General features: G+C 41.1%; 16 protein-coding genes and 1 pseudogene. 8 read left to right on the top strand and 9 right to left on the bottom strand.

Annotated features, from left to right (window positions below):
• Nucleotides 1–151 precede the first annotated feature (151 nt).
• The 3 genes and pseudogenes from ACQY1X_RS23315 to ACQY1X_RS23325 form a co-directional block, all read left to right on the top strand.
• Nucleotides 152–943, top strand: a complete 792-nt coding sequence (locus tag ACQY1X_RS23315; RefSeq protein ID WP_130756330.1) for a PD-(D/E)XK nuclease family protein — start codon at nt 152–154, stop codon at nt 941–943.
• A 3-nt stretch (nt 944–946) separates the two neighbouring features.
• On the top strand, nt 947–3,190 hold the full coding sequence (locus ACQY1X_RS23320) for a Piwi domain-containing protein (protein WP_430015193.1): 2,244 nt from the start codon (nt 947–949) through the stop codon (nt 3,188–3,190).
• 70 nt (nt 3,191–3,260) lie between these two features.
• Nucleotides 3,261–3,844 (top strand): annotated as a pseudogene (locus ACQY1X_RS23325) (hypothetical protein); the annotation flags it as partial.
• Nucleotides 3,845–3,919: 75 nt separating this feature from the next.
• On the opposite strand, the gene ACQY1X_RS23330 reads toward ACQY1X_RS23325, so the two are convergent.
• The 8 genes from ACQY1X_RS23330 to ACQY1X_RS23365 all read right to left on the bottom strand — a co-directional run bounded on the left by ACQY1X_RS23330 (nt 3,920) and on the right by ACQY1X_RS23365 (nt 16,373).
• Nucleotides 3,920–4,921: a hypothetical protein gene (locus tag ACQY1X_RS23330; protein WP_430015194.1), complete on the bottom strand. Its 1,002-nt coding sequence runs from the start codon at nt 4,919–4,921 to the stop codon at nt 3,920–3,922.
• A 266-nt stretch (nt 4,922–5,187) separates the two neighbouring features.
• Nucleotides 5,188–5,370, bottom strand: coding sequence for a hypothetical protein (locus ACQY1X_RS23335; protein WP_002747805.1), 183 nt, complete (start codon nt 5,368–5,370; stop codon nt 5,188–5,190).
• 162 nt (nt 5,371–5,532) lie between these two features.
• A complete protein-coding gene (locus tag ACQY1X_RS23340; protein WP_430015195.1) occupies nt 5,533–8,199 on the bottom strand; it encodes a hypothetical protein in 2,667 nt (888 codons plus the stop codon).
• 95 nt (nt 8,200–8,294) lie between these two features.
• Nucleotides 8,295–10,346, bottom strand: a complete 2,052-nt coding sequence (locus ACQY1X_RS23345; protein ID WP_430015196.1) for a hypothetical protein — start codon at nt 10,344–10,346, stop codon at nt 8,295–8,297.
• 216 nt (nt 10,347–10,562) lie between these two features.
• Nucleotides 10,563–12,380: a hypothetical protein gene (locus ACQY1X_RS23350; RefSeq protein WP_430013651.1), complete on the bottom strand. Its 1,818-nt coding sequence runs from the start codon at nt 12,378–12,380 to the stop codon at nt 10,563–10,565.
• Nucleotides 12,381–12,445: 65 nt separating this feature from the next.
• Nucleotides 12,446–14,287, bottom strand: coding sequence for a hypothetical protein (locus ACQY1X_RS23355; RefSeq protein WP_430015197.1), 1,842 nt, complete (start codon nt 14,285–14,287; stop codon nt 12,446–12,448).
• A gap of 547 nt (nt 14,288–14,834) precedes the next feature.
• Nucleotides 14,835–15,251: a DUF29 domain-containing protein gene (locus ACQY1X_RS23360; RefSeq protein ID WP_002789552.1), complete on the bottom strand. Its 417-nt coding sequence runs from the start codon at nt 15,249–15,251 to the stop codon at nt 14,835–14,837.
• 336 nt (nt 15,252–15,587) lie between these two features.
• Entirely contained in the window at nt 15,588–16,373 is a 786-nt protein-coding gene (locus ACQY1X_RS23365; protein WP_002738520.1) for a hypothetical protein, read from the bottom strand.
• A 537-nt stretch (nt 16,374–16,910) separates the two neighbouring features.
• Between ACQY1X_RS23365 and ACQY1X_RS23370 the strand changes: the two genes are divergently transcribed.
• The 3 genes from ACQY1X_RS23370 (at nt 16,911) to ACQY1X_RS23380 (ending at nt 21,235) form a co-directional block, all read left to right on the top strand.
• Nucleotides 16,911–19,286 (top strand): glycogen debranching protein, encoded by a 2,376-nt coding sequence (locus tag ACQY1X_RS23370; RefSeq protein ID WP_430015198.1) that lies wholly within the window; start codon nt 16,911–16,913, stop codon nt 19,284–19,286.
• Nucleotides 19,287–19,365: 79 nt separating this feature from the next.
• Entirely contained in the window at nt 19,366–20,016 is a 651-nt protein-coding gene (locus ACQY1X_RS23375; RefSeq protein WP_002747821.1) for a TVP38/TMEM64 family protein, read from the top strand.
• Nucleotides 20,017–20,227: 211 nt separating this feature from the next.
• The gene (locus tag ACQY1X_RS23380; RefSeq protein ID WP_002756082.1) at nt 20,228–21,235 is read left to right on the top strand and encodes a DnaJ C-terminal domain-containing protein; all 1,008 of its coding nucleotides are present in this window, start codon (nt 20,228–20,230) and stop codon (nt 21,233–21,235) included.
• A 421-nt stretch (nt 21,236–21,656) separates the two neighbouring features.
• Here the strand turns inward: ACQY1X_RS23380 and ACQY1X_RS23385 are convergent, their stop codons facing one another.
• Nucleotides 21,657–22,001 (bottom strand): hypothetical protein, encoded by a 345-nt coding sequence (locus ACQY1X_RS23385; RefSeq protein WP_123231265.1) that lies wholly within the window; start codon nt 21,999–22,001, stop codon nt 21,657–21,659.
• A gap of 357 nt (nt 22,002–22,358) precedes the next feature.
• Between ACQY1X_RS23385 and ACQY1X_RS23390 the strand changes: the two genes are divergently transcribed.
• Entirely contained in the window at nt 22,359–22,793 is a 435-nt protein-coding gene (locus tag ACQY1X_RS23390) for a hypothetical protein (protein ID WP_002738022.1), read from the top strand.
• Nucleotides 22,794–22,932: 139 nt separating this feature from the next.
• Nucleotides 22,933–25,527: a tetratricopeptide repeat protein gene (locus ACQY1X_RS23395; protein ID WP_430015199.1), complete on the top strand. Its 2,595-nt coding sequence runs from the start codon at nt 22,933–22,935 to the stop codon at nt 25,525–25,527.
• Nucleotides 25,528–25,712: the final 185 nt, after the last annotated feature.

Consider the following 25,712-nt stretch of genomic DNA (forward strand, 5'->3'; position numbering starts at 1 on the left):
AAATTATATCAAGGGTTGACTATTTCAGTCAACATAGGCTAAAGTTAGTTCATTGGCGTTGATTATTTTAGTCAATGTCATCCTAGCATTATCCTGACCGAGGGAAAAAATCTTGTCCTGCCAGTCCCCCAAAAAGCCTTGGTATCCTCCGATGAGCTATAGTCTTTGGCGATCACTAAAACCAGCGATTGGCTATGAGAATTGGCATTGTCAGACAAAACGGGGGTTTGAAAAAGCGCGAAACAAAGAACCAGAAGTCCAAAGATTATTATCAGAAGATAATCAACCGCAAAAAATTGGTAAGTTGGCACAAAGGGGAGTTTTTGAGTTTCATCAAGAGCCAGTGAGATTATCAGGTTCCCATGGGGTGGAACAAGTGGCAGAAATCCTGCAATTAAATCAAGAATCGCCAGAAATTCAAGCTAGGGTTTTAGTAATTTTAAACAATTACTATCAACAACCAATTTTATTGAATCAAGAGATTATTAATTTATCTAGAGGCGATGAAGGTTATCCAGAACCTATTGTTATCGAGCAAGGCAAATATCGGTTTAATTTGTCCGCTGCCTTTGATTGTATTTTCAGAGAAGCTGATGACACTATACATATTTTAGATTTGAAAACTGGTCAATCTAATTTTGATCGTCGTCAGGCTCATGTTTATTTACTGGCGGCTAGTTACCGTTATCCTCAGAAAAAAATTGTCGCTTCTTTTTACAATTTAGAAACCCAAACAAGCTCAGAAAAAATATCCCTGTCTTCTGAGGCAATAGAAGCAGTTAAAATCGAACTAGCTTCCCTGGCCAAAAAACATCAGCAACAACTACAAAAATATAAAGATCACCCCAAAGATTTTTATCATATTTTTCCGCCTCAAAGTGGCTATGTCTGTCGTTATTGTCCGTTTACATCGATTTGTGATTATGCAAATAAGGAGGTTTAGATCATGAATTACACAGAAACTAAAACAGCCAACTCTCCAATATTTTTGAGTGAAATTAGTTCCTTAACCCTCAAGAATAATTGTTTAAATTGTTTTAAGCTTAATCATCAAGTTACTAGAAAAATAGGTAATCGTTTTGGTTGGCAATTCAGTCGGAAGTTTCCTGCTGTGGTGGTTATTTTTGAAGATAATTGTTTTTGGGTATTAGCTAAAGATGAAAAATCTCTTCCCTCTCCACAACAGTGGAAAGAAGCTTTATCAGATATTCAAGAGGTTTTACGAGAAGATATTGGCGATCACTATTATTCTATTCATTGGCTAAAAGACTTTCAGATAACAGCTTTAGTTACAGCACAATTAGCAGTTAGAATTCTGAAAATATTTGGTAAATTTTCCTATCCAATAGTTTTTCCCAAAGATAGTCAGATAAGTGAAAACCAAGTACAGGTAAGGAGAGAAGTTAACTTTTGGGCAGAAATCATCAATGACACCGATCCAGCTATTTGTTTAACTCTTGAAAGTAGTATTGTCTATAGTGGAGATTTAGAACAGTTTTATGAAAATCATCCCTATAGACAAGATGCGGCTAAATTATTAGTAGGTTTAAAGGTTAAAACTATAGAAACTAATGGGACAGCTAAAATTATTAGAATAGCGGGTACAATTGGGGAAAGAAGAGAATATTTATTAAAAAAAGCTACGGGTTCAATTAGTCGAAGAAAATTAGAAGAAGCTCATCTTGGGCAGCCAGTGGTGGCGGTACAATTTGGCAAAAATCCCGAGGAGTATATTTATCCATTGGCAGCTTTAAAACCCTGTATGACAGATAAAGATGAGAGTTTATTTCAAGTCAATTACGGAGAGTTATTAAAGGAAACAAAAATCTTCTATGCTGAACGACAAGAACGATTAAAGTTATATAAACAGGAAGCACAAAATACTTTAAATAACTTTGGGTTTCAGTTAAAAGAAAAAAGTATTAACAGCCAAGAATACCCCGCATTATTTTGGACTCCTTCTATTTCTCTTGAGCAAACTCCCATCTTATTTGGTAAGGAAGAAAGGGGAGAAAAAAGAGAAACTCTCAAAGGATTATCGAAGGGGGGTGTATATCAACGTCATCGAGAATATGAGGATCCTGCTCGTAAAATTCGTTTAGCTATTCTGAAACCAGCTAATTTGAAAGTGGGAGATTTTAGAGAACAATTAGAAAAGCGATTAAAACTTTATAAATTTGAGACCATTTTGCCAGCAGAGAATCAAATAAATTTCTCTGTTGAAGGTGTAGGATTTGAAAAAAGAGCTAGACTGGAAGAAGCAGTTGATCAATTAATTGGAGGAGAAATTCCTGTAGATATTGCTTTAGTATTTCTTCCTCAAGAGGATCGCAATGCTGATAATACTGAAGAAGGAAGTTTATATTCGTGGATTAAAAAAAAGTTTTTGGAGCGTGGAGTTATAACTCAAATGATTTATGAGAAAACTTTAAATGATAAGAGCAACTATAAGAATATTCTCAATCAAGTTGTCCCCGGAATCCTAGCCAAATTAGGAAATTTACCCTATGTCCTTGCTGAACCTCTAGAAATTGCCGATTATTTTATTGGTTTAGATGTGGGAAGGATGCCTAAAAAAAATCTTCCGGGGAGTCTCAATGTTTGTGCAAGTGTGCGACTATATGGAAAACAGGGAGAATTTGTTCGCTGTCGGGTAGAAGATAGTTTAACCGAGGGAGAAGAAATTCCTCAACGTATTCTGGAAAATTGTTTACCGCAAGCTGAACTAAAAAATCAGACAGTTCTCATTTACAGAGATGGTAAATTTCAAGGAAAGGAGATTGAGAATTTACTAGCAAGAGCTAGAGCGATTAATGCTAAATTTATTCTCGTAGAATGTTATAAAACTGGCATTCCTAGACTTTATAATTTTGAGCAAAAACAGATAAATGCTCCCTCAAAAGGATTAGCTTTTGCTTTATCAAAGCGGGAAGTTATCCTGATAACGTCCCAAGTGTCTGAACAAATAGGTGTTCCTCGTCCCTTGCGCTTAAAAGTTCATGAATTAGGAGATCAAGTAAATTTAAAACAGTTAGTTGACACTACGTTAAAATTAACTTTACTTCACTATGGTTCTCTCAAAGAACCCCGTTTACCTATCCCTTTGTATGGAGCGGATGCTATTGCTTATCGACGCTTACAAGGAATTTGTCCTAGTTTATTAGAAGATGATTGTCAATTCTGGCTTTAGAGAGGAAAATTATGTAAATTCTCCTAAGTACAGGACAAAAAGCTGGAAAAGTAGGCGGGAGTAGGGTTTTATCAAAAATAGCACTAATCTTGAAACCCCTAGGAACCAATATAACGCATTGAAACAAGCTCTCAAACCTCCTCAAGGGATGGCACGGAGCAAGACTCTCTTTCCTCGCTCTCTTCTTACTGGCTCTGTTGAAAGTAAAAACCGTCAACCTCAAGGAATTAGCTCTAGGTTTTGAAGGTCGGGTATTGGTAGAGTCCCATTACAAACGATGACAACGCTTGTTTGGGGACTTCGAGAGAGATTATACCAATTCTCCAAAGTCTGACTACAGAAGTTTAATCCCCCTAAATCCCCCTTAAAAAGGGGAACTTAAAGGGGGATTTAAATTCGATGTGTAGTTTTCATTTAGAGAAATGGTATTACTCTCAAATAGCTCCCATTGTAGTCCAGTGGCTCCATATCTCTCAACCCTGGGTATTGAGTATTGACCGCACCAATTGGTCATTTGGTAGTCATCACTACAACATCCTCACAGTCGGCATTGTCCATGAAGGGGTAGCTATACCCATTCTCTGGTGGATGCTCAAGAAGAAAAAAGGCAACTTAGACAGCGATGAACGGATGCGAACGGTTACTTTCTTGATCTCCGCAATTATTTTGCCCACTGCTGTTATTGTATGTCTTGAATCCGCAAAAGTCCGTATAATTTAGCCAAGAAAATTATTTTTCTTTTTCAATTAATCCAGATTCAGTTTTTTTAACTAAATCTGAGGCAAATCTTTCACTAAATCCCACTAAAAAAGCACAGGAAAAGATAAATAAATCCTGACGGGCTTTGTTTGTTATTAAACTAGAAGAATTTTGATCCTGGGTAATCATAAAATCAATTTTAATCAACGTATCTGAGCTAATTAAACTAAAGATAAAAATACCGAAAATTAGACCAATTAAGGGTCTAAACAAACCAATAAAAAAAGGAATGAGGGGGTCGTCATATTCTTGGTCTGTAAAGTCGATAATTCTGAGTAAAATACTGGCAACACTTCCCAACACTCCTGCTGTTGCCGCATAAACTAAACCATAAAATATATGCCGATTAGGATTTATCGTATCACTCGATGATTTTAACTGTTCTGAATAACTACTAGAAGGAATGGGTACTGGGGAGTTTGCTTGAGGTAATGGTTTTGAAATAAGTGCCTCCTTTTGAGAGGATTTCTGGTGTAAATTATCATCAAATATGTAAATTTCTTGAGCAGAAAATTTGAGGGCAATAATAGATAAAAAAGTTGTAATAGATAAACCTAAAAATATTTTGAATGGGACTGATCTTGTAGAATAGATAGAACTAAATCCATTTAAAATATGTCCCCACAAAAAATAGCGACTATTATTAATTTCCTTTTCTAGATTAATTCTGAATACTCGAATAGCATCAACCCCGACTTTATTGGTTTTTGCCATGAGCAATATATATTTAATTTCCTCTAATAACAAAATAAATTTAGTTGGATCATTGTTAAAAATAAACCAACCAATTTTCCAGCTATTACTTTTTTTATAAATCAAATAATTCAGATGATGAATCTGTTGAACTAAGTTAGCAATTTCTAGTTGTAATTCAGGAGAAATTATCGGCAAAACCTCTAATAAAACTTCCCGAATATCCGCATTTAAGGCGTTAATATCGTCATTTTTTTTGACTGGAGTGGAAGTTATCATATTTTTTGGGGACTTTTTAGATTGATTAATAGAATGAAAAGGGGCGTTGCTGAATCAAGGTATGAATGACAACTTTGCACCCATCCAAAAGTTAGTTTGGGTCTAGGGTTTAAAAATCCCACAAGAGAAGATTCATATCTCAAATTAGCAACGCCTGAAAAGGCTATCTCTCCTCCGTATGCCTTCTGGCGACTAATTCAATTTTGTTGATACATTTTGATTATCTCAGATTTTGGATCATTTTTTCTGGGGAGTACTCTAACACTTTAAGAGGAGGAAACAGGAACAGACGAACTGTTTTCTTCGTGCTGTTGATTACGAGCAACGGCTGTATAGCCATTACCTGAGATCATCACATCACTACAGGCGATCGCTGTATTAACGAATAGCGAAAAACTGATGAGTACAGTAATAAAAAGATCGAGAATTTTGGTAATGTTCTTGCTCATTATGTTGTAGATGCCATTTTTAAAAAGATAAACTTAAAAAATAAACTTGGTTGCTATGAAGGCGATCGCATTTTCAATTAGGAGATAAATAAGAGCGATCGCCTGATCGAAAACAGTAAAGATTACGGCCTTGTTTAGGGAATTATTTGAGATTTTGGTAGCCTACAGAAATAAAAGCCACAAACAATCGAGGGCAACATCAGCACCGGCATCGAGGGCAACATCAGCACCAACATCAACGGCAGCATCAGCGTCCACAGCTAATCCGGCAGCATCGGCGTCAACATCGGCGGCATCGGCAGCAGCATCGGCAGCATCACCAGCATCACCGGCGTTTGTTGTTCCAGGGTCGGAGGGTTCAATCAGTTCTGGCGGTTTAGAGAAATTAATGGGAGTGCCAACATTAGTAAAAATCCCAGTCGCATAATCGGTTATATCCGCCACTTCAATTCCTTCTGAGGCTAATGCGGTTACTGCGGTTTCCTCTGAGGAGAAAATCTCCGAAATGACCTCAAATACCCATTCGGTAAAGGCTTCACCTACTTCCATTGCTTTATTTTGAAGATACATTCGGATAATTAATACAGTAACTTTCTTAATATCTCCGAGAATAACTTGCCAAGTTGTGGGAATAGTTGAATTAGCATAATAAAATTCTCCCATTTGTCCAGAGAAGGAATAAGTTCCTGCTTGAAAAAATGTTACCTTTTCGTTTAAGGTGAGAGTTCCATCAAAATAATTCCCGATGTAGCTACTGCTAGAAGTTGGGGCGGTTTGAGTTCCAAATTGAACAGTTCCGGATGTATTAATCGGCATAGAACCGGTCCAAGTTAGGGTATTTGTCGCCTGATTAAAATTACTTGTGGGAATAGTGGTGGTTGTATTATTATTACCAAAATTGAGAGAGACTTGAGGGGTATTACCGCTCATAGAAACGTCTAACTCTGGTCCCATAATCGGATTAGAATTAGAGTTAGAACTAGAAGATGAAGGCGTTAAAACTGTCACCCCATAAGAACCGATCCACTCAGATAGATCCTGTGGTTGAGATAATTCTCCGGCAAAAGTTCCCGACTGAGTGAAGCTACCACTACTATTGAGATTGGTTTGTAATTTCCCGGTAAAAGTCGGTCCTGAGTAGCTATTTTGACTATTTGCCGTAGCTTGATCAAAGGTTAAAGTAGCAGCAGAATTATTACCAACGTTAGAAGTCCAAGTCAGTTGATTGTAGACAGCATTGTAAGACCAATTATTAATAACTACGCCATCGAGAAGAATCTGTAATGTGCCGGATGGATCACATTGAATGGTTAAAGAGGGGGGTTGCGCCCAAGGAGAATAGGAAGTAACACCATAGAAACCTGTCCAATTTTTGAGGGGGAAACTAACAGGATTGCCAATTTCTCCATAATAGGTTAACGTTTGGGTTTCTCCTTGATAGGAAACGGTTATTGTACCTTGAAACCAAGGACCTGTATAGCCGGTGGGTTGGGTAGAACTCAGAGAAATCGGAGAAGTATAATAGAATTGAACTTGTCCGGCGGTGGTATTTCCTCCGGTCATTGGCCAACTTAAAACACCATTATTAAAGGTGTAGTTTTCTAGCGTGACACCACATAATTGAGGAATAGCTTGATTATTGGAATCAAGAACAATAGCCAGTACAGGGGCAGTATTTTGAGTAATATTTCCTTGGGGAACAACTTCAGTTAATCCATAAACTCCTAACCAGAAAAGCAGATCGGTATAGCCAAATTGGAGTAAGGCTTGATAAAGGGCTTGGGGAGTGGTATCATAGCCCTGTTGTTGAAACCAACTGGTTAAATTTTGGTTAGCGGTGTTAATAATTTCGGTGCTAGTTGCGCCGTTTTGTTGTTGGGTTTGAGCATTGGTGGCAAGGGTTTCTAATTCAGTGTTAAACTGTTGAGCAATGGATGAATTTTCTAAGAGAAATTGTAGAAAACTTTGGGCTGATTGATCCGTAGAAGTTTCGGCAATTTGCCCAGAAAATGTGCCAGATTGACTAAAGCCACCGCTTCCATTAGGATCGGTTTGTAAAGTCCCTGTAAAACTTAGACCAGAATAGGCATTAGGACTATTAGCAGTGACTACGGAAAAAGTTAGAGAAGCGGCGGATCCATTGCCACCGGAGGTTGTCCAAGTGAGTTGATTATTTGAGGCATCAAAAGACCAATTATTAATAACAATATTCTCAAAAATAACCTCTAATGAACCGGTATTATTGCCTTGAATTGTGAGAACGGGGGGTTGGCTCCATTCGGAGTAAGTTGTGGTTCCATAATAGCCGATCCAATCCCATAAAGGATCCGGATTTAAACTGATAAAAATATTGTTAGTTGTTGGACTATTCTCACCGCCGTTAAGGCTAACTGTATAGGCACTACAGGCAATCACATTATCAGTTGAACTATTAGTCGGTTCGGTAAATCCTGAAGGAGTGAGTAGATTAATATAGGGAGTAGAACCCCCCGACCAAAACCAAAAATCTATTGTTGTTCCGGCAATGGTTATTAAAGGAACACTGCCCTTTTGTATGGTTTGATTGCCAGATCCATTGGTTAAATAAAAGCTGGCTACATTATATAACCCCGGTGTAACGACTCCCGATTGTGCCCCTTGAATCCATTTATAATCTTTACCAATAGCTTCTAGAACACCACTAAAGTCATAGGACATATTATAACCATTGTTACTGGGGAAATAATTGACGAGATAAAAGGTGTAAACAATTTCACCGGTATCTGGTGGTACTGGTGCATAACCATAAACTTGTTTAGGGGGATCATAACTATTTTTAAAAGTAACCATTTGACCTTTTTAGTGATTCAATTTCGTTAATTTTGCCAATGGGCGAAAAAACTTTCTTTCGCCCATCTATTGCGATTAGTGAAAGGGTTTAGCCCTTAGAAATCCTCCCCCCCGCCATAAAATGGAAGTTCTTTCATATCACTGTCCTCATCCTCATCGTCATCATCATCGTCATCACCGCTAGTTTGCTCAGTATCTTCACCCGCCTGAGCTATCTCATTGTCACTAGGGGGACCAGCATTTGAGCTTCCCCCCCCTGTATTTGTAGGTTCTTCGAATTGTGTACCACTTCCACTCTGAGAAGTGTTAGGGGATTGCTCGTTGATTACGAGGGGCTTCGGTGACTCTGTTGTGTTAGTAGTAGTGGTAGTAGTAGTGGTAGTAGTAGTGGTAGTGTTAGTGGTAGTGTCGCCGCCCTCATCGCTGTCTGAGTCGTCGTCCTCATCGTCATCGTTTCCTGAACCTGATTCTGTTCCCCCTTGTTCGGATTCACCTCCACCTGAACCTCCACTTGAGCTACTTTTTTGTTCAATTTCCGGTTGTTCCTCAGCATTCAAACTATCCTCCCCAGAGGGAGCATTTTCCTCATTCATTGACTTTTTAGTGACTAAAGAACTGATTTTGCTATAAAGCCATTTAGCCGGTAGCTCTATGAAAAGAGTAAAAAGACCCTCAAAAACCTTCATACCCATTCCATTGAAAAATCCCATTACAATGCCCTGCTCAATTTGTTTCCATGTGATAAAAGGTTGTTTAGCAGGGGAAGTGGAGGAGGGAGGCGGCTCGCCAATTTGACCACTATAGGAGTAACCTCCGGCGTTCAAGCTACCGACTGAGGTAGATAAGGTTAAAGTTCCACTAAAATAATTACCGATATAACTACTACTGGACGTTGCGGCAGTTTGTTGGCCAAATTGAATCTGTCCAGATGTGTTAATTCCACTGGAACTTGTCCAACTTAAGGTATTGGTTGCTTGATCGAAAGAATCGATCGCCGATGGAGGAATCGTAGCGATCTGATTATTGCCAAAGTTGATCTGAACTTGGGGAGAATTGTTACTGAGGTAGAGATTTAATTCTGGACCCAAAACATCATCACTATCGTCATTACTAGAACTGGGAGAGAGAACCGTTACCCCATAACTTCCTACCCATTGGTTCAAAGATTTAGGAGTGGAAAGAATTCCATTGTAGGTGTAGGTTGTCCCCCCATCGGTATAAGTTCCGGTAAAACCGGGTCCGTTATAGGTTGATGAACCACTAGGTTGTACTTGAAGAAAAGTCAGATTTCCTGCTGTTGAATTATTAGTAGTGGTCCATGCTAATTGATTGAGAGCGCAGTTATAAGTCCAATTCTGAATCGTTTCTCCGCCTACGGTTACGGTAAATCCTCCAGAACCATCGGGTTGAAGAATCAAAGCTTGTCCTTGAGAGGATTGACTACTGCCGGAGGGGGTGAAAGTAGTCGTGCCGTAGTATCCTGTCCAAAAGCTGAGGGGAAAACTCACAGGTTGACCGAGTTCTCCGATATAGTTCCATTGAGTTCCATTGATGGTTATAGTACCTTGAAACCAAGTCCCCCCTCCGGAAACGCTCTCGACAGTGTAATTACCTCCTGAAAAATTGCTAGGAATGGGGTTAGGAAGGGGGGGGGAAATCGTAAAAGGAAGATAGTAGTAAAACGTGATGTTAACACCATAAGTATAACCATACTGAGAAACCGTAAAGCTCAGACTAGGATAAGGACTGGTATTCGTTCCGGGGGTAAAGGTAAAGTCAGAAGTAGGAATAATGGATCCACCCAAGATAGGGTAAGCATTCCCCGTATTAGAATCGATAGCGATGGTTAAAACCGGTCCGTTTTGGGTGTTGTTAGAATTGCTAGGATCGCTGAGTTGACTCAAACCATAGACTCCCTGCCAAAAACCTAACTCATTTTGAAGACCAAATAGGAGAGCTTGATAGACTTGTAGGGAAGTGGTTTGATAACCATTCTGTGTTAACCAAGTTGTTCCGGCTTGAGGATTGCCATTGCCATTTTTAATTGCCGTTACATACCCGTTTATTAGGCTAGGATTGTTAATCACTGCTGCGAGAAAACTTTGTCCTTCGGTATAGGGATTGGTTGTCGGTTGATTAGCTGTCATTTGTGTACCTCGTGTTAGAAAAATTTACTAATTTGCCCTCTATCTTGGGGGCAGGGCTGTTAGATTCGAGTTGTTAACTCGCCTCGCAATAAATTGACGAGGCTAATAGAAAACATTCGCTGAATTGAACTATAAAATCCAAGTTTTAACCAAGAAGGAAACAGCCTTGGGGGGGATCTTGGGGGTTGAAAGGGTAGTCCTTTTCCTCGCAACAGATTATTTTCCCTCCTCACCTTCAATCTCATCACCACCATCATTAGAATCTTGATCACTAGATTGGTTTTTCTGCTCAACCTGCTGGATTTTTTGATCAGATAAGGGGTTTGGCTGTGATTGTTGGGAGGTTGAGCCTTTTTGATTCACATCTACCTTTTGGCTGGTTGGTTGTTGGGTAATCTTAGGTGGAGTAGGCACAGTTGATTGATCTATACCAGAATTTCCATCATCAAGATTTTGAGAAGCATTTGGAGCATTATTGTCAGGCTGAAACTGAGAGGGAGGCTGGGGGTTTTCGCCGAATTTCTTGTCAGCAAATTGATCCTCTGAACCTTGCTGATCATTCTTCTGGTTCTTTAGTTCTTCTTTCTGCCTCTTTACTTCTTTCAGCTTTTCCATTCTCTGGGGCTTTATTTCTTCCCAATTTTTGATTAACTCTTGACGTTGTTTTGATCTCAGCCATTGATCACGACTTGTATACTTAATGTCTTCCAAAGCTTTAATAAACCGATGTTCTGGGTTGTTCTGATCAAGACGATCATAGTTTCCGGTTTTAATGTATTTTTTCAGAGGTGATTTATAGTCGTCAGCCCCGTTGTCAGGCTCAGGCTCAATAGCAGAGGACATTTGATTCAATATCCCTCTTATCTGTATTTCAGCGTTAGCGAAAGCACTAGGATCCTCACTGTTGTTAGCATTGTTCCAAATTTCCGCCATTTTTGGAAATGCTTGATCCATCATTGCTTTAATTTCCTTTGGTGAGGCCAGTTTATTATTTTGGGGTTGATCTTCTAACTGTTTTTGTTCATTCCCAACCTCTTGCTTAATCTCTGGCTCTAAAGATCGAATTTCTGCATCATATTCTTCTTCTTTTTCGATATTTTCTAGGGATTCCTGTTCTTTTTTCTTCTGATCCTGCTTTTCATACCACTGCTCAATCACCGCAGCATCATATTGTTTGTCTTGAAAGTCGTCCTCAATCTTTTGCCGTGCTTGCTCACGCTCCTGTTGGCATTGTTGTATAGACTGGTAAGCCCATCGCGCCAGCTTGTAACCCCCATAGATCAAGCCAACGGCAACAACTAAACCACCTATCCCGACTCCAACCCATGCCGCAGGATGAGCGTTGAGCCATGCTATCGTCTTTTTCCACCAACTTTCTGATTGCTCTTGCTCTGTTTCCTGTTCGGATAAGCTGACAGTGGGTAAAGCCTCCGCATTCGCGGAACCGAGCGCCCCGAAGAAACTCTCTTGAGGAGCATTTGCACCAGTTTGTAAAGTGCCTTGAAACCAGTTTCCTGTATATCCTGTGGGGGGATTAGGGTCTGTATTCACTTCGGGAGTATAGTAAAAGGTAATCTCTCCAGCGGTGCTATTACTCTCCAAGCCCCAAGATAGGATAGGATTAAAGTTCCCATCAGATTCCACGCTCTTAAAGGTATAGTTCACCAGTGCTACCCCGTTTAGATAGGGGGTGATATTCCCGTTAATATCCGGCAAAATGCAGAGGACGGGGGCATCAGTGCTGATAGTTCCGGTTTGCTGATAACTCTGTCCATAAATCCCTAGCCAATAGCCTAGAGCGGTATTTTGCACAGCGACTAAAGCCTCATAGATTAAAGCCGGAGTGGTATCATAACCTTGGCCGTGTAACCAGTCAGTGAGCATAGCGGGGGCGTTGTCCTGTCCGTTAGCTTGTTGAGCTATATTCAGGTAGCCTTGAGCAAGAGTGTTATTAGTTAGGAGTTCTTCTAAAAATCGGTTAGCGGCATCCCATTGAGCTTGGGTGGGAAGGGTTGGGGTTGAGGTGGTGGTCATGGTTATTCTCTGAATTTTACAAAAATGAACTTAAAAACCTTAAAGGGTACCGAGTTGATTGCAGATTATTCTCCCCTCTCATCACTGAACTGATCATCATCATCAGGATTTTGCTCATTAGATTGGTTTTTCGACTCAACCTGCTGGATTTTTTGATCAGATAAGGGTCCTTGCTGTGATTGTTGGGAGGATGATCCTTGTTTATTCACATCTACCTTTTGGCTGGTTTGTTGTTGGGTAATGGTAGGTCGACTAAGCATAGTTGATTGATCTATACCAGAATTCCCATCCTTAAGATTTTGAGAAGCATTTAGATCATTCCCAGAAATGTCTTGGGAGGAATTCCCGTCATTAAGATTTTGAGAAGCATTTAGGTCATTATCATCAAGATTATTAGGCTGAAACTGAGAGGGAGGCTGGGGGTTTTCCCCGAAAGAAACCAGCCTATTTAACCTTTTACCTAAGTTTTCTTGTAATTGTTGTTGATAGTGAGGACTTAATAGATGCCATTGCTCTGCTTTAGGTAAATCTAGCACTCTCTGAGGATATGAGGGAGGGTATTCTATCTTTTGTTCTAGATGATCTATATTTTGATTTTCAGCATTCTCACTCAAGATGAGAGATTGTAAAAGAGGTTCTTCTTGATTAAGATAACTAGGAAATTTAGCACTATCTTGAATCCCCTGTAAATCCGATTCTCCCTGATGGATATAAGCATCAGGATTCTGAAGATTGCTTACTGAATCTAAGTTTTTAAGTTCTGGTTTTTGCAGTTGGTTTTGTGCCTGTTGAAAAATACGGGTCTTTTCAACGTCCTTAAGTGTCATTCGTGGGTTGTCAAAAACATTTGGATACCTTTCGGCTGGTTGTTCTTCTAACTGTCTTTGTTCATTCTGAACTTCTTGCCTAATCCCCTGCTCTAGAGATTCAATTTCTGCATCGGATTCTTCTTCTTCTTCTTCGTGGATAATTTGTTGTTGGCGCTGTCTTGGTTGATTCTCAACCCTTACCCTAATCCCCTGCTCTAGAGGGTCAATTTCTTCCTGTGAGTCGTTTTGAAAGTCGTTGTTAATCTCCTGCCGCGCTTGCTCACGCTCCTGTTGGCATTGTTGTATAGACTGGTAAGCCCATCGCGCCAGCTTGTAACCCCCATAGATCAAGCCAACGGCAACAACTAAACCACCTATCCCGACTCCAACCCATGCCGCAGGATGAGCGTTGAGCCATGCTATCGTCTTTTTCCACCAACTTTCTGATTGCTCTTGCTCTGTTTCCTGTTCGGATAAGCTGACAGTGGGTAAAGCCTCCGCATTCGCTGAACCGGGCGCCCCGAAGAAACTCTCTTGAGGAGCATTTGCACCAGTTTGTAAAGTGCCTTGAAACCAGTTTCCTGTATATCCTGTGGGGGGATTAGGGTCTGTATTCACTTCGGGAGTATAGTAAAAGGTAATCTCTCCAGCGGTGCTATTACTCTCCAAGCCCCAAGATAGGATAGGATTAAAGTTCCCATCAGATTCCACGCTCTTAAAGGTATAGTTCACCAGTGCTACCCCGTTCAGATAGGGGGTGATGTTCCCGTCAATATCCGGCAAAATAGCCAGAACAGGGGCAGCAATGGGGGGATTTTGTTGATAACTCTGTCCATAAATCCCTAGCCAATACCCGAGAGTGGTATTTTGCACGGCGACTAAAGCGCCATAGATTAAGGCTGGAGTGGTATCATAACCTTGCCCCTGTAACCAATCGGTGAGCCTAGTGGGGGCGTTGTCTTGTCCGTTAGCTTGTTGGGCTATATTGAGATAGCCTTGGGCAAGATTGTTATTAATGAGGAGTTCTTGTAAAAATTGGTTAGCGGCATCCCATTGAGCTTGGGTGGGAAGGTTTGGGGTTGAGGTAGTGCTAGTCATGTTTATTATCTCAATTGTACAAAAGTGAACTGAAAAACTTTAAATCCTGTAGATTACTCTGTTGGGTAGTTATTTTTAGGCAGCAGCAAATTCCCACAAAGCTTAAGCTTTTTCTCCTGTTGCCTAGGATAACTCCAATAGTGGATAATAACAACATACATACACAATCCCCCCCTGTCAAGTGCTATCCCTTATAGGGATCTTTCTTAACAATTTTGTCAGTAAGAACTCCAACCCTTATCCTGATTTGATTGCAGTTTTTTCTTTGTCATTAAGGGTGTCAACAAGGAATATTACAGATTGTTAAACGAGTCTTTAAAGTCCTGGGCTACAAAGGTTTGAAATCTTAAGAAAGATGTGACTAATGGACAGAAGTGGCCGAGACCAAAAATCAACTACCAAATCCGCTTGATAAAATCTAGTTTCGTAAGGGGGTGAGGAGTGAAGAGTGAGGAGTTATACCCCCACATTCTTCACTCTTAACTATTAACTTCTAACTCCTAACAATACCCTCTTTTTAAAGCCAGATTTGCTATAAGCTAGGTAGTTAAGGAAGTAAATCCTCAAGGTTGTAGGGACAAGTAGTTGGCAGATTTAGGTCATATTTAGCTAGGACAATTTCCACAGCATCCTGATAGATTTCAGAAAAATCTTTTTCGAGTTTGGGTTTCATTGAAGGACTTAACCGTCGTTTAATATTCTTCCTAAAAGCTACCATTTCTGAGCGCCAGTGGCGATCACACTCAGGTCGGTTAGCATAGTCTATTTTTAAACGATGTTCAATCTCTCTCATCAACAGACTAGCAACCGCACTGTAATCACTGCGTCCCAAGGCTTCGATCTCCTCAATGATGTTTTCCCAGTCCAATTCCTGGAAATTTTGCTCTCTTAAAGCTTGAGCTTGTTCGATTGTCCATTGATAGAAATCTGTCTCGTAAATCCGATCATTTGTTATCTGACTCATGGATTAAATAAACCCCAATAATCATTCTTTAATTGTTGTCAAAATCTCAACCCTTTTCCCCGTCCCCTTTTTCAAGCATCAGTTTAGCATACTAGGTTCGGTAGAGCTATTTTGGTTCTTCGTTACTTGGTCTGGTTTGATCGGGTGACATAAATCGACTAAATCCTTTAAATCCTTATCTAGCAAGAGTTCTATTGATTAGTTTGTTCTAGAGCAAAAACAATTGATAAAAATCGCAGCAATGTCTTTCTCTATAAGGATTTCATCTCTTATAACCCCGTCCATTGCATAGCACAAACCGAAGAGCCAAAATTAGCACCAGAAAGGTATTTATAGTTAAACAGGAAAAACTTTGATCGCTTTTTCGTAGTAAGCTTGACGATCAGCTAGTCCGTTAAGACCACCATTGACTCGTCGGGTGATTTCTTCCACTGTTGCACCGCGATCACAAAGAGCATTCATGTTATTGTTATGCCACCAAAAACCGCCACTGGTAAAAGGATAGGTGGTACTAACATAGTCAACTCCATCCATCACTTTCGGATCATGAATATAATTCGCAAAAGCTTGATAGTTACTGCGTCCCGTTAGTTGAATAACGCCTGCTCCCTTATATTTGGGACCATCTCCCGGATAAATATTTCCCAGGTCTTTCCGACCGTTATACTCCTCACCGCTACCGAGTTCTTTCATCCATTTCAAGCCACCACTTTCATGGGCAGTTTGGCTTAAAAAATGACACATTCGCGGGTGAGTGTTAATTTCAAAGCGATTTAAGCAAGAATTGAGATCTGCTAATTGTCCATCGCTAATGACATTACCATAGATAGATTCAGCTTGAGCTTTGGAGATTAAATTATTACCCCCCGGTAATTCTTTAAGTTCTAGTAAAAATTTCGCCGAAGATGCTCCCAAGGTATCCAATTCGCCTTCTTTGATTTTTTGTTTGAATTGTTCAAAGGCTTGTTTTGTTTGGGGTCCATAAATGCCATCAACACCATGAGCAGGAAGTAATCCGAAAACTTGCAAACGGGTCTGAACTTCTCGGCAAAGTTCCGAGTCTCCAGCTAAGGAATCAATGGGTTTAACGAGGTTTTGTTGAATGATGTCTTCTAATTTCATGGTGTTTATTTCCTGGTTCAGATTTTCCGATGGTGATCGCTGAGTTAATCAAGACTAAAAAACTAAGATAGTTGAGCATCCATTGTATCTAAATCCTGATCAGATAGGGTTAGAGTATCAGATAAATTGTTAGTCAGTGACCCCTCAATATTGGGGAACAATGTCTAAACTATTCTATAATTGGCTGGAAAGATTGAGTCCTGGCTCTGTCGTTTCATAGTAATTAGCCAAGTCTTGATCGCCAAGGGTCGCACCGGCAGAAAATTGCGTATAAACCTTGACTTGTTTGCCTTTTGGATTCCAGCTTGTCTGATTCTCATAATTAGATAGAGGATTGTCGGGAGGAGCAACTTTATGAGATGCTTAAGTTCTGCAGCTAAAAGTTATGCCTATGTCAGCCCCCCCCATCCTCAACCATTTGAGTAACTAAGTCAATGGATTAAGCCCAGAAACGTTGAATTTCGTCATAAAAATTTACATTCAAGAGCATACTAAATCTATACTTTAGACAGTCATAATCTGAGATTTATTAAACTTATGAAATCGGAGAGTGAGATCGGTCAAAATCATCCCCAATCTGGTAATTATGCCCCCCTAGATAGCCATCTTTGGGCCGATGCCACCTATCCCCTCGGAGCGCATTATCGGGGCGATAGCGTCACCTTTGCCGTCTATTCTAAAAATGCCAGTCAGATTCTTCTGGAAATCTACGATCGCCCGACGGGAGAAAACGCTAAGTATGATTACTGGTTGACAAAAAACCCCAATGATGATATATGGCGGGCAAAAATCGCCGGTATTGGCCACGGCAGTTACTATGCTTTTCGCTGTTGGGGTTCCAATTGGCAATTTGATCAAAAATGGCAAAGAGGTCACAGTAACGCCGGTTTTCAGGCAGATGTGGACGATTTCGGCCATCGTTTTAACCCCAATAAAGTCCTCTTCGATCCCTACGCGCGAGAACTTTCCCACGACCTTGAAACCCCGGCCATGATCGCGGCCGGAGAAAATGCTGGAATCTATGCCACGGGAGGGAGGAACTACAAAGGAGTGATCCGGCGGCAATACGATACGGGTAAATGGTCGCCCAAAGGCATTGTGATCGCGCCGGATGGGACTTCTACCGGTACTCGTCCCCGTCTGGGGTCCGAAAAAGCGATCATTTACGAGGCCCATGTGCGCGGTTTAAGTCATCACCCCTCCGCTAGTCGTTTGGAAGATATTCTCAAGGGAATTACGGGTTTTGAGGAAGTGGCCAACGTTCCCGACCAGTACAGAGGAACTTATGCGGGGGCCGGCTATATGGCCAAATATCTGAAAGCGCTGGGATTTACCACGATCGAACTCTTACCGGTCCAGGAAACCGCTAACGATAATAACCCCGACGATCGCCCCGGCGGTAACTATTGGGGTTACATGACCTTTGGTTATTTCGCTCCCGATCGCCGTTATGCTTATGATCGCTCCCCTGGGGGACCCACCAGAGAGTTTAAGGCCATGGTCAAAGCTTTCCACGACCAAGGTATGGAAGTTTATCTCGATGTGGTCTATAATCACACCGGAGAAGGGGGCAATTGGGGCAGCAACGATGTCACCGGATTTGTTAGTTTTGGTGGTTTTGATGTGGTGGAATACTATCAACTCACCGACGAACATTATCTAGTCGATGGGGCCACTGGCTGCGGAAATCAATTAAACTTTTCCCATATTGTCACCTGTAATCTGGTTCTTGATTCCCTCACCTATTGGTTAGAAACCATGGGAGTTGATGGTTTTCGTTTTGATCTGGCCCCCGTCCTCGGTCGAACTCCTTCTAGTCATGAACGAGAAGATTGGGGCAAGCAAAAACAATTCTTTCCTAAACATCCTTTGCTAGAAAAGATCGAGCAATTAGGCAAGAAATACGATGCCGAAATGATCGCCGAAGCTTGGGATATCTGGGGTTACGAAGTAGGTAATTTCCCAACGGGTTGGGGCGAGTGGAATGGCCGTTATCGCGATGCAATCCGGCGTTTTTGCAAGGGAGATGGTAATACTTTTAAATTCATCGAACAGGTGAACGGAGATTATCACAATTTTCATGACCAAGGCGGACCACACAAATCGATCAGTTTTATTGTTGCCCACGATGGTTTTACCCTGATGGATTTGGTCAGTTATAACAATAAAAATAACCTCAATCCCTGGCCTTTTGGTCCTTCCGATGGCGGCAATAATAATAACGATTCTTGGGATTCTGGGGGTGATCAGGCCTTACGTCGCCAAAGATTACGCAACTTTTGGACGATTCAATTTTTATCTCGCGGTGTTCCCATGACTGTCTGGGGTGATGAATTTGGCCGCACTCAAAATGGTAATAATAATCCCTACAATATTGATAGTCTGGCCACTTGGAATAATTATGATATGATTGCCACCCGTTCACCCCATCTACTGCCCACCGGTTATCGGGAAGCTTATCACAATAATTTTGGCAGGGGAACTAATCAAGAAGAACGCAATCCTTTATTTATTTTTGCCGCTTATATTGCTCACTTAAGAAACAATCATATAGCACTAAAACAGCGCCGCTATGGCGATATGGTTCTCGATGCGGGCAATAGTGTCACCTATTTATTTAAAAAACCCGATGGGGTTAGCGATTTAACTGCCCATGCTCGCTCTATTTGGTTTTTAATTGATGGTAGTGCCGTCGGTGATCACGATTTTTTGGTGTTAATTAATATGTATCATCTGCCGGTGGATTTTCGTCTTCCCTCCCCAGGCAATAATTATCGTTGGGTAAGACTTATTGACACGGCAGCTTGGGCAGAAACCAATTATAATTGTTGGTCTGTGGAGCAAGGAGCAGTAATTGCCGATCGCTATAAAGTCAATGGTTTTTCGATCGTGGTTCTCGAGGAGATTAACTGAATTTTTGGCAATAGGGAAATATAAACCCCTATTGCATCTTATGTTTTATAACCCGCACTTAGCCCAAAATTACCGTTAAATGTCTAAAACTAAAAGTAGTGTTATTATCCTAACCATAATTTGTATTATCGCCACAGCGATGGGAGTTTATCTAATCGGTGGTATCGACTCCCAACAATTACAGATCTGGTTAAAACAAATGGGAATTATGGCCCCCATTTTGTATATTATTGTCTATACGATCGGGACAATTTTAATCCTACCTTCTACCCCCTTAAACCTCAGTGGTGGCGCGATCTTTGGGGTAGTTATGGGAACAGTTTGGACAACGATCGCCGCTTTGGTGGCCGCTATAGTTGCCTTTGCTTTTACCCGTACTATTGGCCGGGAATATACCGCCAAAAAATTTCAGGGAAAATGGCAAGCGATCGATGCAGAAATGCAGCAAGGCGGCCTATTTTATATGTTTGCTATCCGTCTATTACCGATTATTCCCTACGGTATCGTTAACTTTGTTGCGGGATTAACTTCTATCCGTTTTCGCGATTATTTCATCGGTACTTTATTAGGCACTGTCCCCGGAATTTTACCCTTTGTCATGATGGGTGCGGGTTTAAAATCTTTGGGAAAAGGCGATATATTGCCCCTAATGGTGGCTTTTACCCTCATTGCTCTGTTAGTAGGTGTGGGAACTTGGTATCGTCGTCGTCGGCAATTTCCCTTTCAGTGATCAGTTATCAGTTATCAGTTATCAGTTATCAGATTGGAGTTTTAAGTAGATAGTGTTAAGTGAAAACTTTGGCACTTTATTTTCACTGATCACCGGTTACTGGTTACTGTTCACCGATCACTGATCACTGATTCAAGCCTGACAACGATAAAATTAAGTTAGATTAGGAATATTCCGACTGAATCCCCATTGCTAAGGAGATAGCGTATCGATGCCTGCCGCAGATTATAAAGATTATTATGCCGTTCTGGGAGTAGGTAAAACTGCCAGCGCTGAAGAAATTAAAAAAGCTTTTCGCAAATTAGCTGTCAAATATCACCCCGATCGCAATCCTAACAATAAAAGCGCCGAAGAACGTTTTAAAGAAATTAGCGAAGCTTACGAAGTCCTCTCCGATAGCGAAAAACGCCAAAAATACGATCAATTTGGACAATATTGGCAACAGGCCGAGCGATCGAATTGGCCGGGTGGTAATGGGGGGGTTGACTTTGGTTCCGACGGTTTTGACTTTAGCCAGTACAGCACCTTTGATGATTTTATCAATGAACTGCTCGGTCGCATGGGGCGCTCCGGCGGTACTCGCCCCAGTTCCCATTCCTACGGGACTCCGGGGAGAGGATTTGGCGATTTTAGCAATTTTAACGACTTTGCCGGCGCTCGTACTCCACCGCAATCCGTCACTTCTGGTGTCTCCACCGCTAAACTGCGTCTGAGTTTTGGGGAAGCTTTACGAGGAGTACAAAAACGGGTTAATTTAGCCGGAGAAATGATCGATATCAAAATCCCCCCAGGAACCAAAACCGGTAATCGTCTCCGGGTACGGGGTAAAGGACTAATCGATCCCTTGAGTAAACAACGGGGAGATCTATTTCTCGATGTGGAATTAGAACCCCATCCTTTCTTTACTTTTGAAGGCGATAATTTAACCTGTGAAGTCCCGATTACCCCCGATGAGGCGGTTTTAGGCACAGCGATCGAAGTTCCTACCCCCGATGGCATGGTGACGGTAAAAGTTCCCGCCGGTATTCGTTCCGGTCAATCCCTGCGCTTACGCGGCAAAGGTTGGATCGATAATAAAGGACAACGCGGCGATCAATTAGTCAAAATTGTCATCGATACTCCCAAAGAATTAACGGCGATCGAACGGGAATTATACGAGAAAATTAAATCTCAGCGTACCACCGATCCCCGTCGTCATCTCAGACAGGTGCAAATTTAAGTCCCTAGCTAGGGTTTGCCAAAACAGTTTTTCTTGGTGCTGATTACTGTCTCTGGGGTTTATAAGTGGTTAGGTGTTAAAAATGGGTGCATCTCAATATTTCTGATTTTCTCTCACCTATAGGTGAGCAGCAGAAGTTGTTCAAAGAGGGCGAATGCAATTCGCCCCTACAATAATATTATTGCGCCAATGGTAGGGGCGCACTGCGTGCGCCCAAAATGTCATCTAGATATTTCGACCAAATTGAGATGCACCTGTTAAAAATCGTCAGTTCCCCCCCTTATCAAGGGGGGATTAAGGGGGGATCGGCACCCCCCTTATCAAGGGGGGATTAAGGGGGGATCGGCACCCCCCTTATCAAGGGGGGATTAAGGGGGGATCGGCACCCCCCTTATCAAGGGGGGATTAAGGGGGGATCGATCTAGAATTTAACCTTACTAGCCAACCAATTAGTAATTAATTTGGGGCTATTTTTTTTCACCCAATAGAGAGCATAAATTCTGAATATAGGCTTAGAAAAACGAGCGATCGCTTTCATAATAAAATTTAAGTAACGACTATGAAACTTTTTATTAATTAAATTTAACGAACCCACATCGTAAAGACAGTCGATGATAATCCTAAAAGTCGTTTCCTCTCTTTGGAATAAACTATCTATTAACAATAGCACTTCCTGAATGCGTTGCTGTTTAAGCAGTTCCTCTTCGGAAACAGCCGAGAGAATCCGCTGCTGCTTAGATAATTTACTATCCGATGGGGTTAACATGATATGGTAAGGAAAAAATTAACTTGTTTTGATTTTATCCCTATTTGCCGATTTTGCAAGACCAAACCCCCCATCTATCCCCATTTTTACGATAACACGGATCTTTCCTCTCCCATGCCGTCTTGACTGTGATTGTTGTGATTGTGTCATGGACTGTGACTGATTAAGAAAAATAGGGCAGAATAAAATTATGAAAGCTAAAATGAGGACTAAATCATGAATGCTCCCTTAACCACAAGTTTACTTTAGCAGTACAGGAATTTACCACTGAAGCAATCTCTAAAATCCCTATATTGTGGCAAAAAATCAAAACCCAATAATATAATAAACTCAACCCTCATCACCCCGATTTTATCTATGGACCCTCTTACAGGAGCAGCGATCGCAGTTGGTTCGATTATTGCCACTAAAGCGTTAGAGAAAACCGGTGAAAAAGTGGGAGAGAAAGTTTGGCAACAAACAGAAAAATTTCTCACTTCCCTGAAACAAGTTTCTCCAGATACTGTCACCGCAATTGAAAAAGCACCCGAACAACCTTTAGATTATGGACAGGCAATTCTAGAGGTGGAATCTGTTGCTAAAACCAGTCCCGAATTAAGCCAAATTATGACCGAGTTGGTTGACATTGTAGAATCCGAACCTTTACCTAATTTAAAGGATATTCTTAACAATATTGCTAAGGGTTTGCAATCTCAATCCTCTGGACAAAAAACCTATATCAAAACCATTGAAAAAATTGTTAATTTTTCTCAAAGGGACATTAATATTAATGAACAAAATATCACCATGTAATGTCTTGGGTGCGTGCAATACACCCCGACGGAACCGAAAAAAATGCCATTGTAGGGGCGAATTGCGTTCGCCCTTCCCCTTTTGATGTGTTAATATTGTATAAGTAAATATTTTTTTATCACAGCATTATGTTACCAATATGGATCAAAAAATAGTCAATTATGCTCAAGGCAATATCAATATTGACAAGCAAAATATTTATAATTATCCGCCTAACCAAGAGCCTCCTCAACCCAATCCTCACAATTTATCTAATAGTAATATCCCTAAATTTGTTGGTAGGGATCAGGAATTAATTGACTTAAAAAAGCAATTACAACAATCCCAAAAGCTTGCTATATCTACCTTAACGGGAATGGGAGGCATAGGTAAAACCGAACTAGCCAGACAGTTTGGCTGGCAAGAATGGCGGGAAAAAACCTATCCGGGGGGTATATGTTGGTTAAATGTGGCAGAGAGTGACGGCGGTTTTATCGGTACTTCTATTTTAGATTTTGCGCGGGTACATCTCAAATTAACTTTACCGGATGAGGGAGAATTAGACGTAAAAATTCGTTATTGTTGGCAAAACTGGTTAGCGGGAAATGTCCTAATTATCTTTGATGATGTGCGGGATTATCAGCAAATTAAGGATTATTTACCACCGCAAGAAGACAAACGCTTTCAGGTTTTAATTACCACTCGCAAGGAATATTTATCAGCGACAATTGCAACTTTTCGGGTAGAAGTATTAAAAGAAAAAGATGCACTTGATTTATTGCGTTCCTACCTTGAAGACAACAGAATTGACACACAAATCGAGGCAGCTAAATTATTATGTCAGGATTTAGGTTATTTACCCTTGGCGTTAGAATTGGTGGCAAGGTTGCTGGTACGACGACAGGATTGGAAAATCAGCAAAATACGGCAGAAATTAGCCGAAAAAGGCTTAGATGAGCCAATTTTAGACAAAAATCCCAAGTTTCATGGGGAAATGACTGCGGAAAGAGGGTTAAAAGCTGCCTTTAATCTCAGTTGGGAGGAGTTGCATAGCGAACCAGAAGCGCAAATTTTGGCACTTTACCTCAGTTTATTCGCTCTTGCGCCCTTTCCCAAGGAGATGATTCTGGATTTATTTCCCGATGAGTATGGGGATACAGTGGAGGAATGGTTAACCGATAGTTTAGTTCACCTGAGTTTAGTTCAGGATAATCGTGATGGTTGGTATGAAATTCATCCCCTGTTGCGTCGCTACTTTCGGGATAAGTTAGAAGCATCACCCCACGCAGAACCAGCAAAACGCCGTTATTGTGGGATTATGGCCAAAAAATCGGCAGAAATGCCACAGAATCCCACTGTAGAAATCGTTAAAGAATTTAAACCTTTCCTTCTCCATCTACAAGCATCTGTCGGGGAATATCCCCAATATATCGCTGATGAGGATTTAGGTTGGTCCCATACGGGTTTAGCTTTGTATTATGAAGGACAAGGATTGTATGCTATTGCTGAACCTTACTGTCAAGATTGTTTAACCGCAACTCGAACCCACTTAGGAGACAATCATCCCCATGTGGCAGCTTCCCTCAACAATTTAGCACACTTGTACGATTCCCAAGGCAGGTACACAGAAGCAGAACCTCGCTATCTAGAAGCATTAGATTTGACAAAACGACTCTTAGGAGACAATCATCCCCATGTGGCAACTTCCCTCAACAATTTAGCAGAATTGTACCGTTCCCAAGGCAGGTACACAGAAGCGGAACCTCTCTATCTAGAAGCATTAGATTTGAGAAAACGACTCTTAGGAGACAATCATCCCGATGTGGCAACTTCCCTCAACAATTTAGCACTATTGTACTGTTCCCAAGGCAGGTACACAGAAGCGGAACCTCTCTATCTAGAAGCTTTAGATTTGACAAAACGACTCTTAGGAGACAATCATCCCGATGTGGCACTTTCCCTCAACAATTTAGCAGAATTGTACCGTTCCCAAGGCAGGTACACAGAAGCAGAACCTCTCTATCTAGAAGCATTAGATTTGAGAAAACGACTCTTAGGAGACAATCATCCCCATGTGGCAAATTCCCTCAACAATTTAGCAGAATTGTACCGTTCCCAAGGCAGGTACACAGAAGCAGAACCTCTCCTTGTAGAAGCATTAGATTTGAGAAAACGACTCTTAGGAGACAATCATCCCCATGTGGCACAATCCCTCAACAATTTAGCACTATTGTACTATTCCCAAGGCAGGTACACAGAAGCGGAACCTCTCCTTGTAGAAGCTTTAGATTTGACAAAACGACTCTTAGGAGACAATCATCCCCATGTGGCAACTTCCCTCAACAATTTAGCAGAATTGTACCGTTCCCAAGGCAGGTACACAGAAGCGGAACCTCTCTATCTAGAAGCATTAGATTTGTATAAACGACTCTTAGGAGACAATCATCCCGATGTGGCAAATTCCCTCAACAATTTAGCACACTTGTACCAATCCCAAGGCAGGTACACAGAAGCGGAACCTCTCCATCTAGAAGCATTAGATTTGTATAAACGACTCTTAGGAGACAATCATCCCGATGTGGCACTTTCCCTCAACAATTTAGCAGGATTGTACTATTCCCAAGGCAGGTACACAGAAGCAGAACCTCTTTATTCTGAAGCATTACAAATTTGTGAACAATCATTAGGAATAGCGCATCCAACAACAATGACGGTTCGAGGAAATTATGCTATCTGCCTTCGTCGTGGGAGATAGCGTCTTAACTGTGATTTATGGGATTATGGGATAGACTATAATTGATCATTGATAAAGACTTGCCAAATGCAACACAATCATAGTATTCACTCAATCATTCAAATCACAGCTTAGACTTATTATAGGAATCTTCCAGACTCTGTGCGATAAGCTTAACCTACAACATAATCGATCTTTGTGTCCTT

Source organism: Microcystis protocystis FBCC-A270 (assembly GCF_050500235.1).
Lineage (GTDB): Bacteria > Cyanobacteriota > Cyanobacteriia > Cyanobacteriales > Microcystaceae > Microcystis > Microcystis ichthyoblabe_A.

Coding starts and splice junctions, on each gene's coding strand:
- ACQY1X_RS23315 (WP_130756330.1), top strand. CDS start 152: ATGAGCTATAGTCTTTGGCGATCACTAAAACCAGCGATTGGCTATGAG.
- ACQY1X_RS23320 (WP_430015193.1), top strand. CDS start 947: ATGAATTACACAGAAACTAAAACAGCCAACTCTCCAATATTTTTGAGT.
- ACQY1X_RS23330 (WP_430015194.1), bottom strand. CDS start 4,921: ATGATAACTTCCACTCCAGTCAAAAAAAATGACGATATTAACGCCTTA.
- ACQY1X_RS23335 (WP_002747805.1), bottom strand. CDS start 5,370: ATGAGCAAGAACATTACCAAAATTCTCGATCTTTTTATTACTGTACTC.
- ACQY1X_RS23340 (WP_430015195.1), bottom strand. CDS start 8,199: ATGGTTACTTTTAAAAATAGTTATGATCCCCCTAAACAAGTTTATGGT.
- ACQY1X_RS23345 (WP_430015196.1), bottom strand. CDS start 10,346: ATGACAGCTAATCAACCGACAACCAATCCCTATACCGAAGGACAAAGT.
- ACQY1X_RS23350 (WP_430013651.1), bottom strand. CDS start 12,380: ATGACCACCACCTCAACCCCAACCCTTCCCACCCAAGCTCAATGGGAT.
- ACQY1X_RS23355 (WP_430015197.1), bottom strand. CDS start 14,287: ATGACTAGCACTACCTCAACCCCAAACCTTCCCACCCAAGCTCAATGG.
- ACQY1X_RS23360 (WP_002789552.1), bottom strand. CDS start 15,251: ATGAGTCAGATAACAAATGATCGGATTTACGAGACAGATTTCTATCAA.
- ACQY1X_RS23365 (WP_002738520.1), bottom strand. CDS start 16,373: ATGAAATTAGAAGACATCATTCAACAAAACCTCGTTAAACCCATTGAT.
- ACQY1X_RS23370 (WP_430015198.1), top strand. CDS start 16,911: ATGAAATCGGAGAGTGAGATCGGTCAAAATCATCCCCAATCTGGTAAT.
- ACQY1X_RS23375 (WP_002747821.1), top strand. CDS start 19,366: ATGTCTAAAACTAAAAGTAGTGTTATTATCCTAACCATAATTTGTATT.
- ACQY1X_RS23380 (WP_002756082.1), top strand. CDS start 20,228: ATGCCTGCCGCAGATTATAAAGATTATTATGCCGTTCTGGGAGTAGGT.
- ACQY1X_RS23385 (WP_123231265.1), bottom strand. CDS start 22,001: ATGTTAACCCCATCGGATAGTAAATTATCTAAGCAGCAGCGGATTCTC.
- ACQY1X_RS23390 (WP_002738022.1), top strand. CDS start 22,359: ATGGACCCTCTTACAGGAGCAGCGATCGCAGTTGGTTCGATTATTGCC.
- ACQY1X_RS23395 (WP_430015199.1), top strand. CDS start 22,933: ATGGATCAAAAAATAGTCAATTATGCTCAAGGCAATATCAATATTGAC.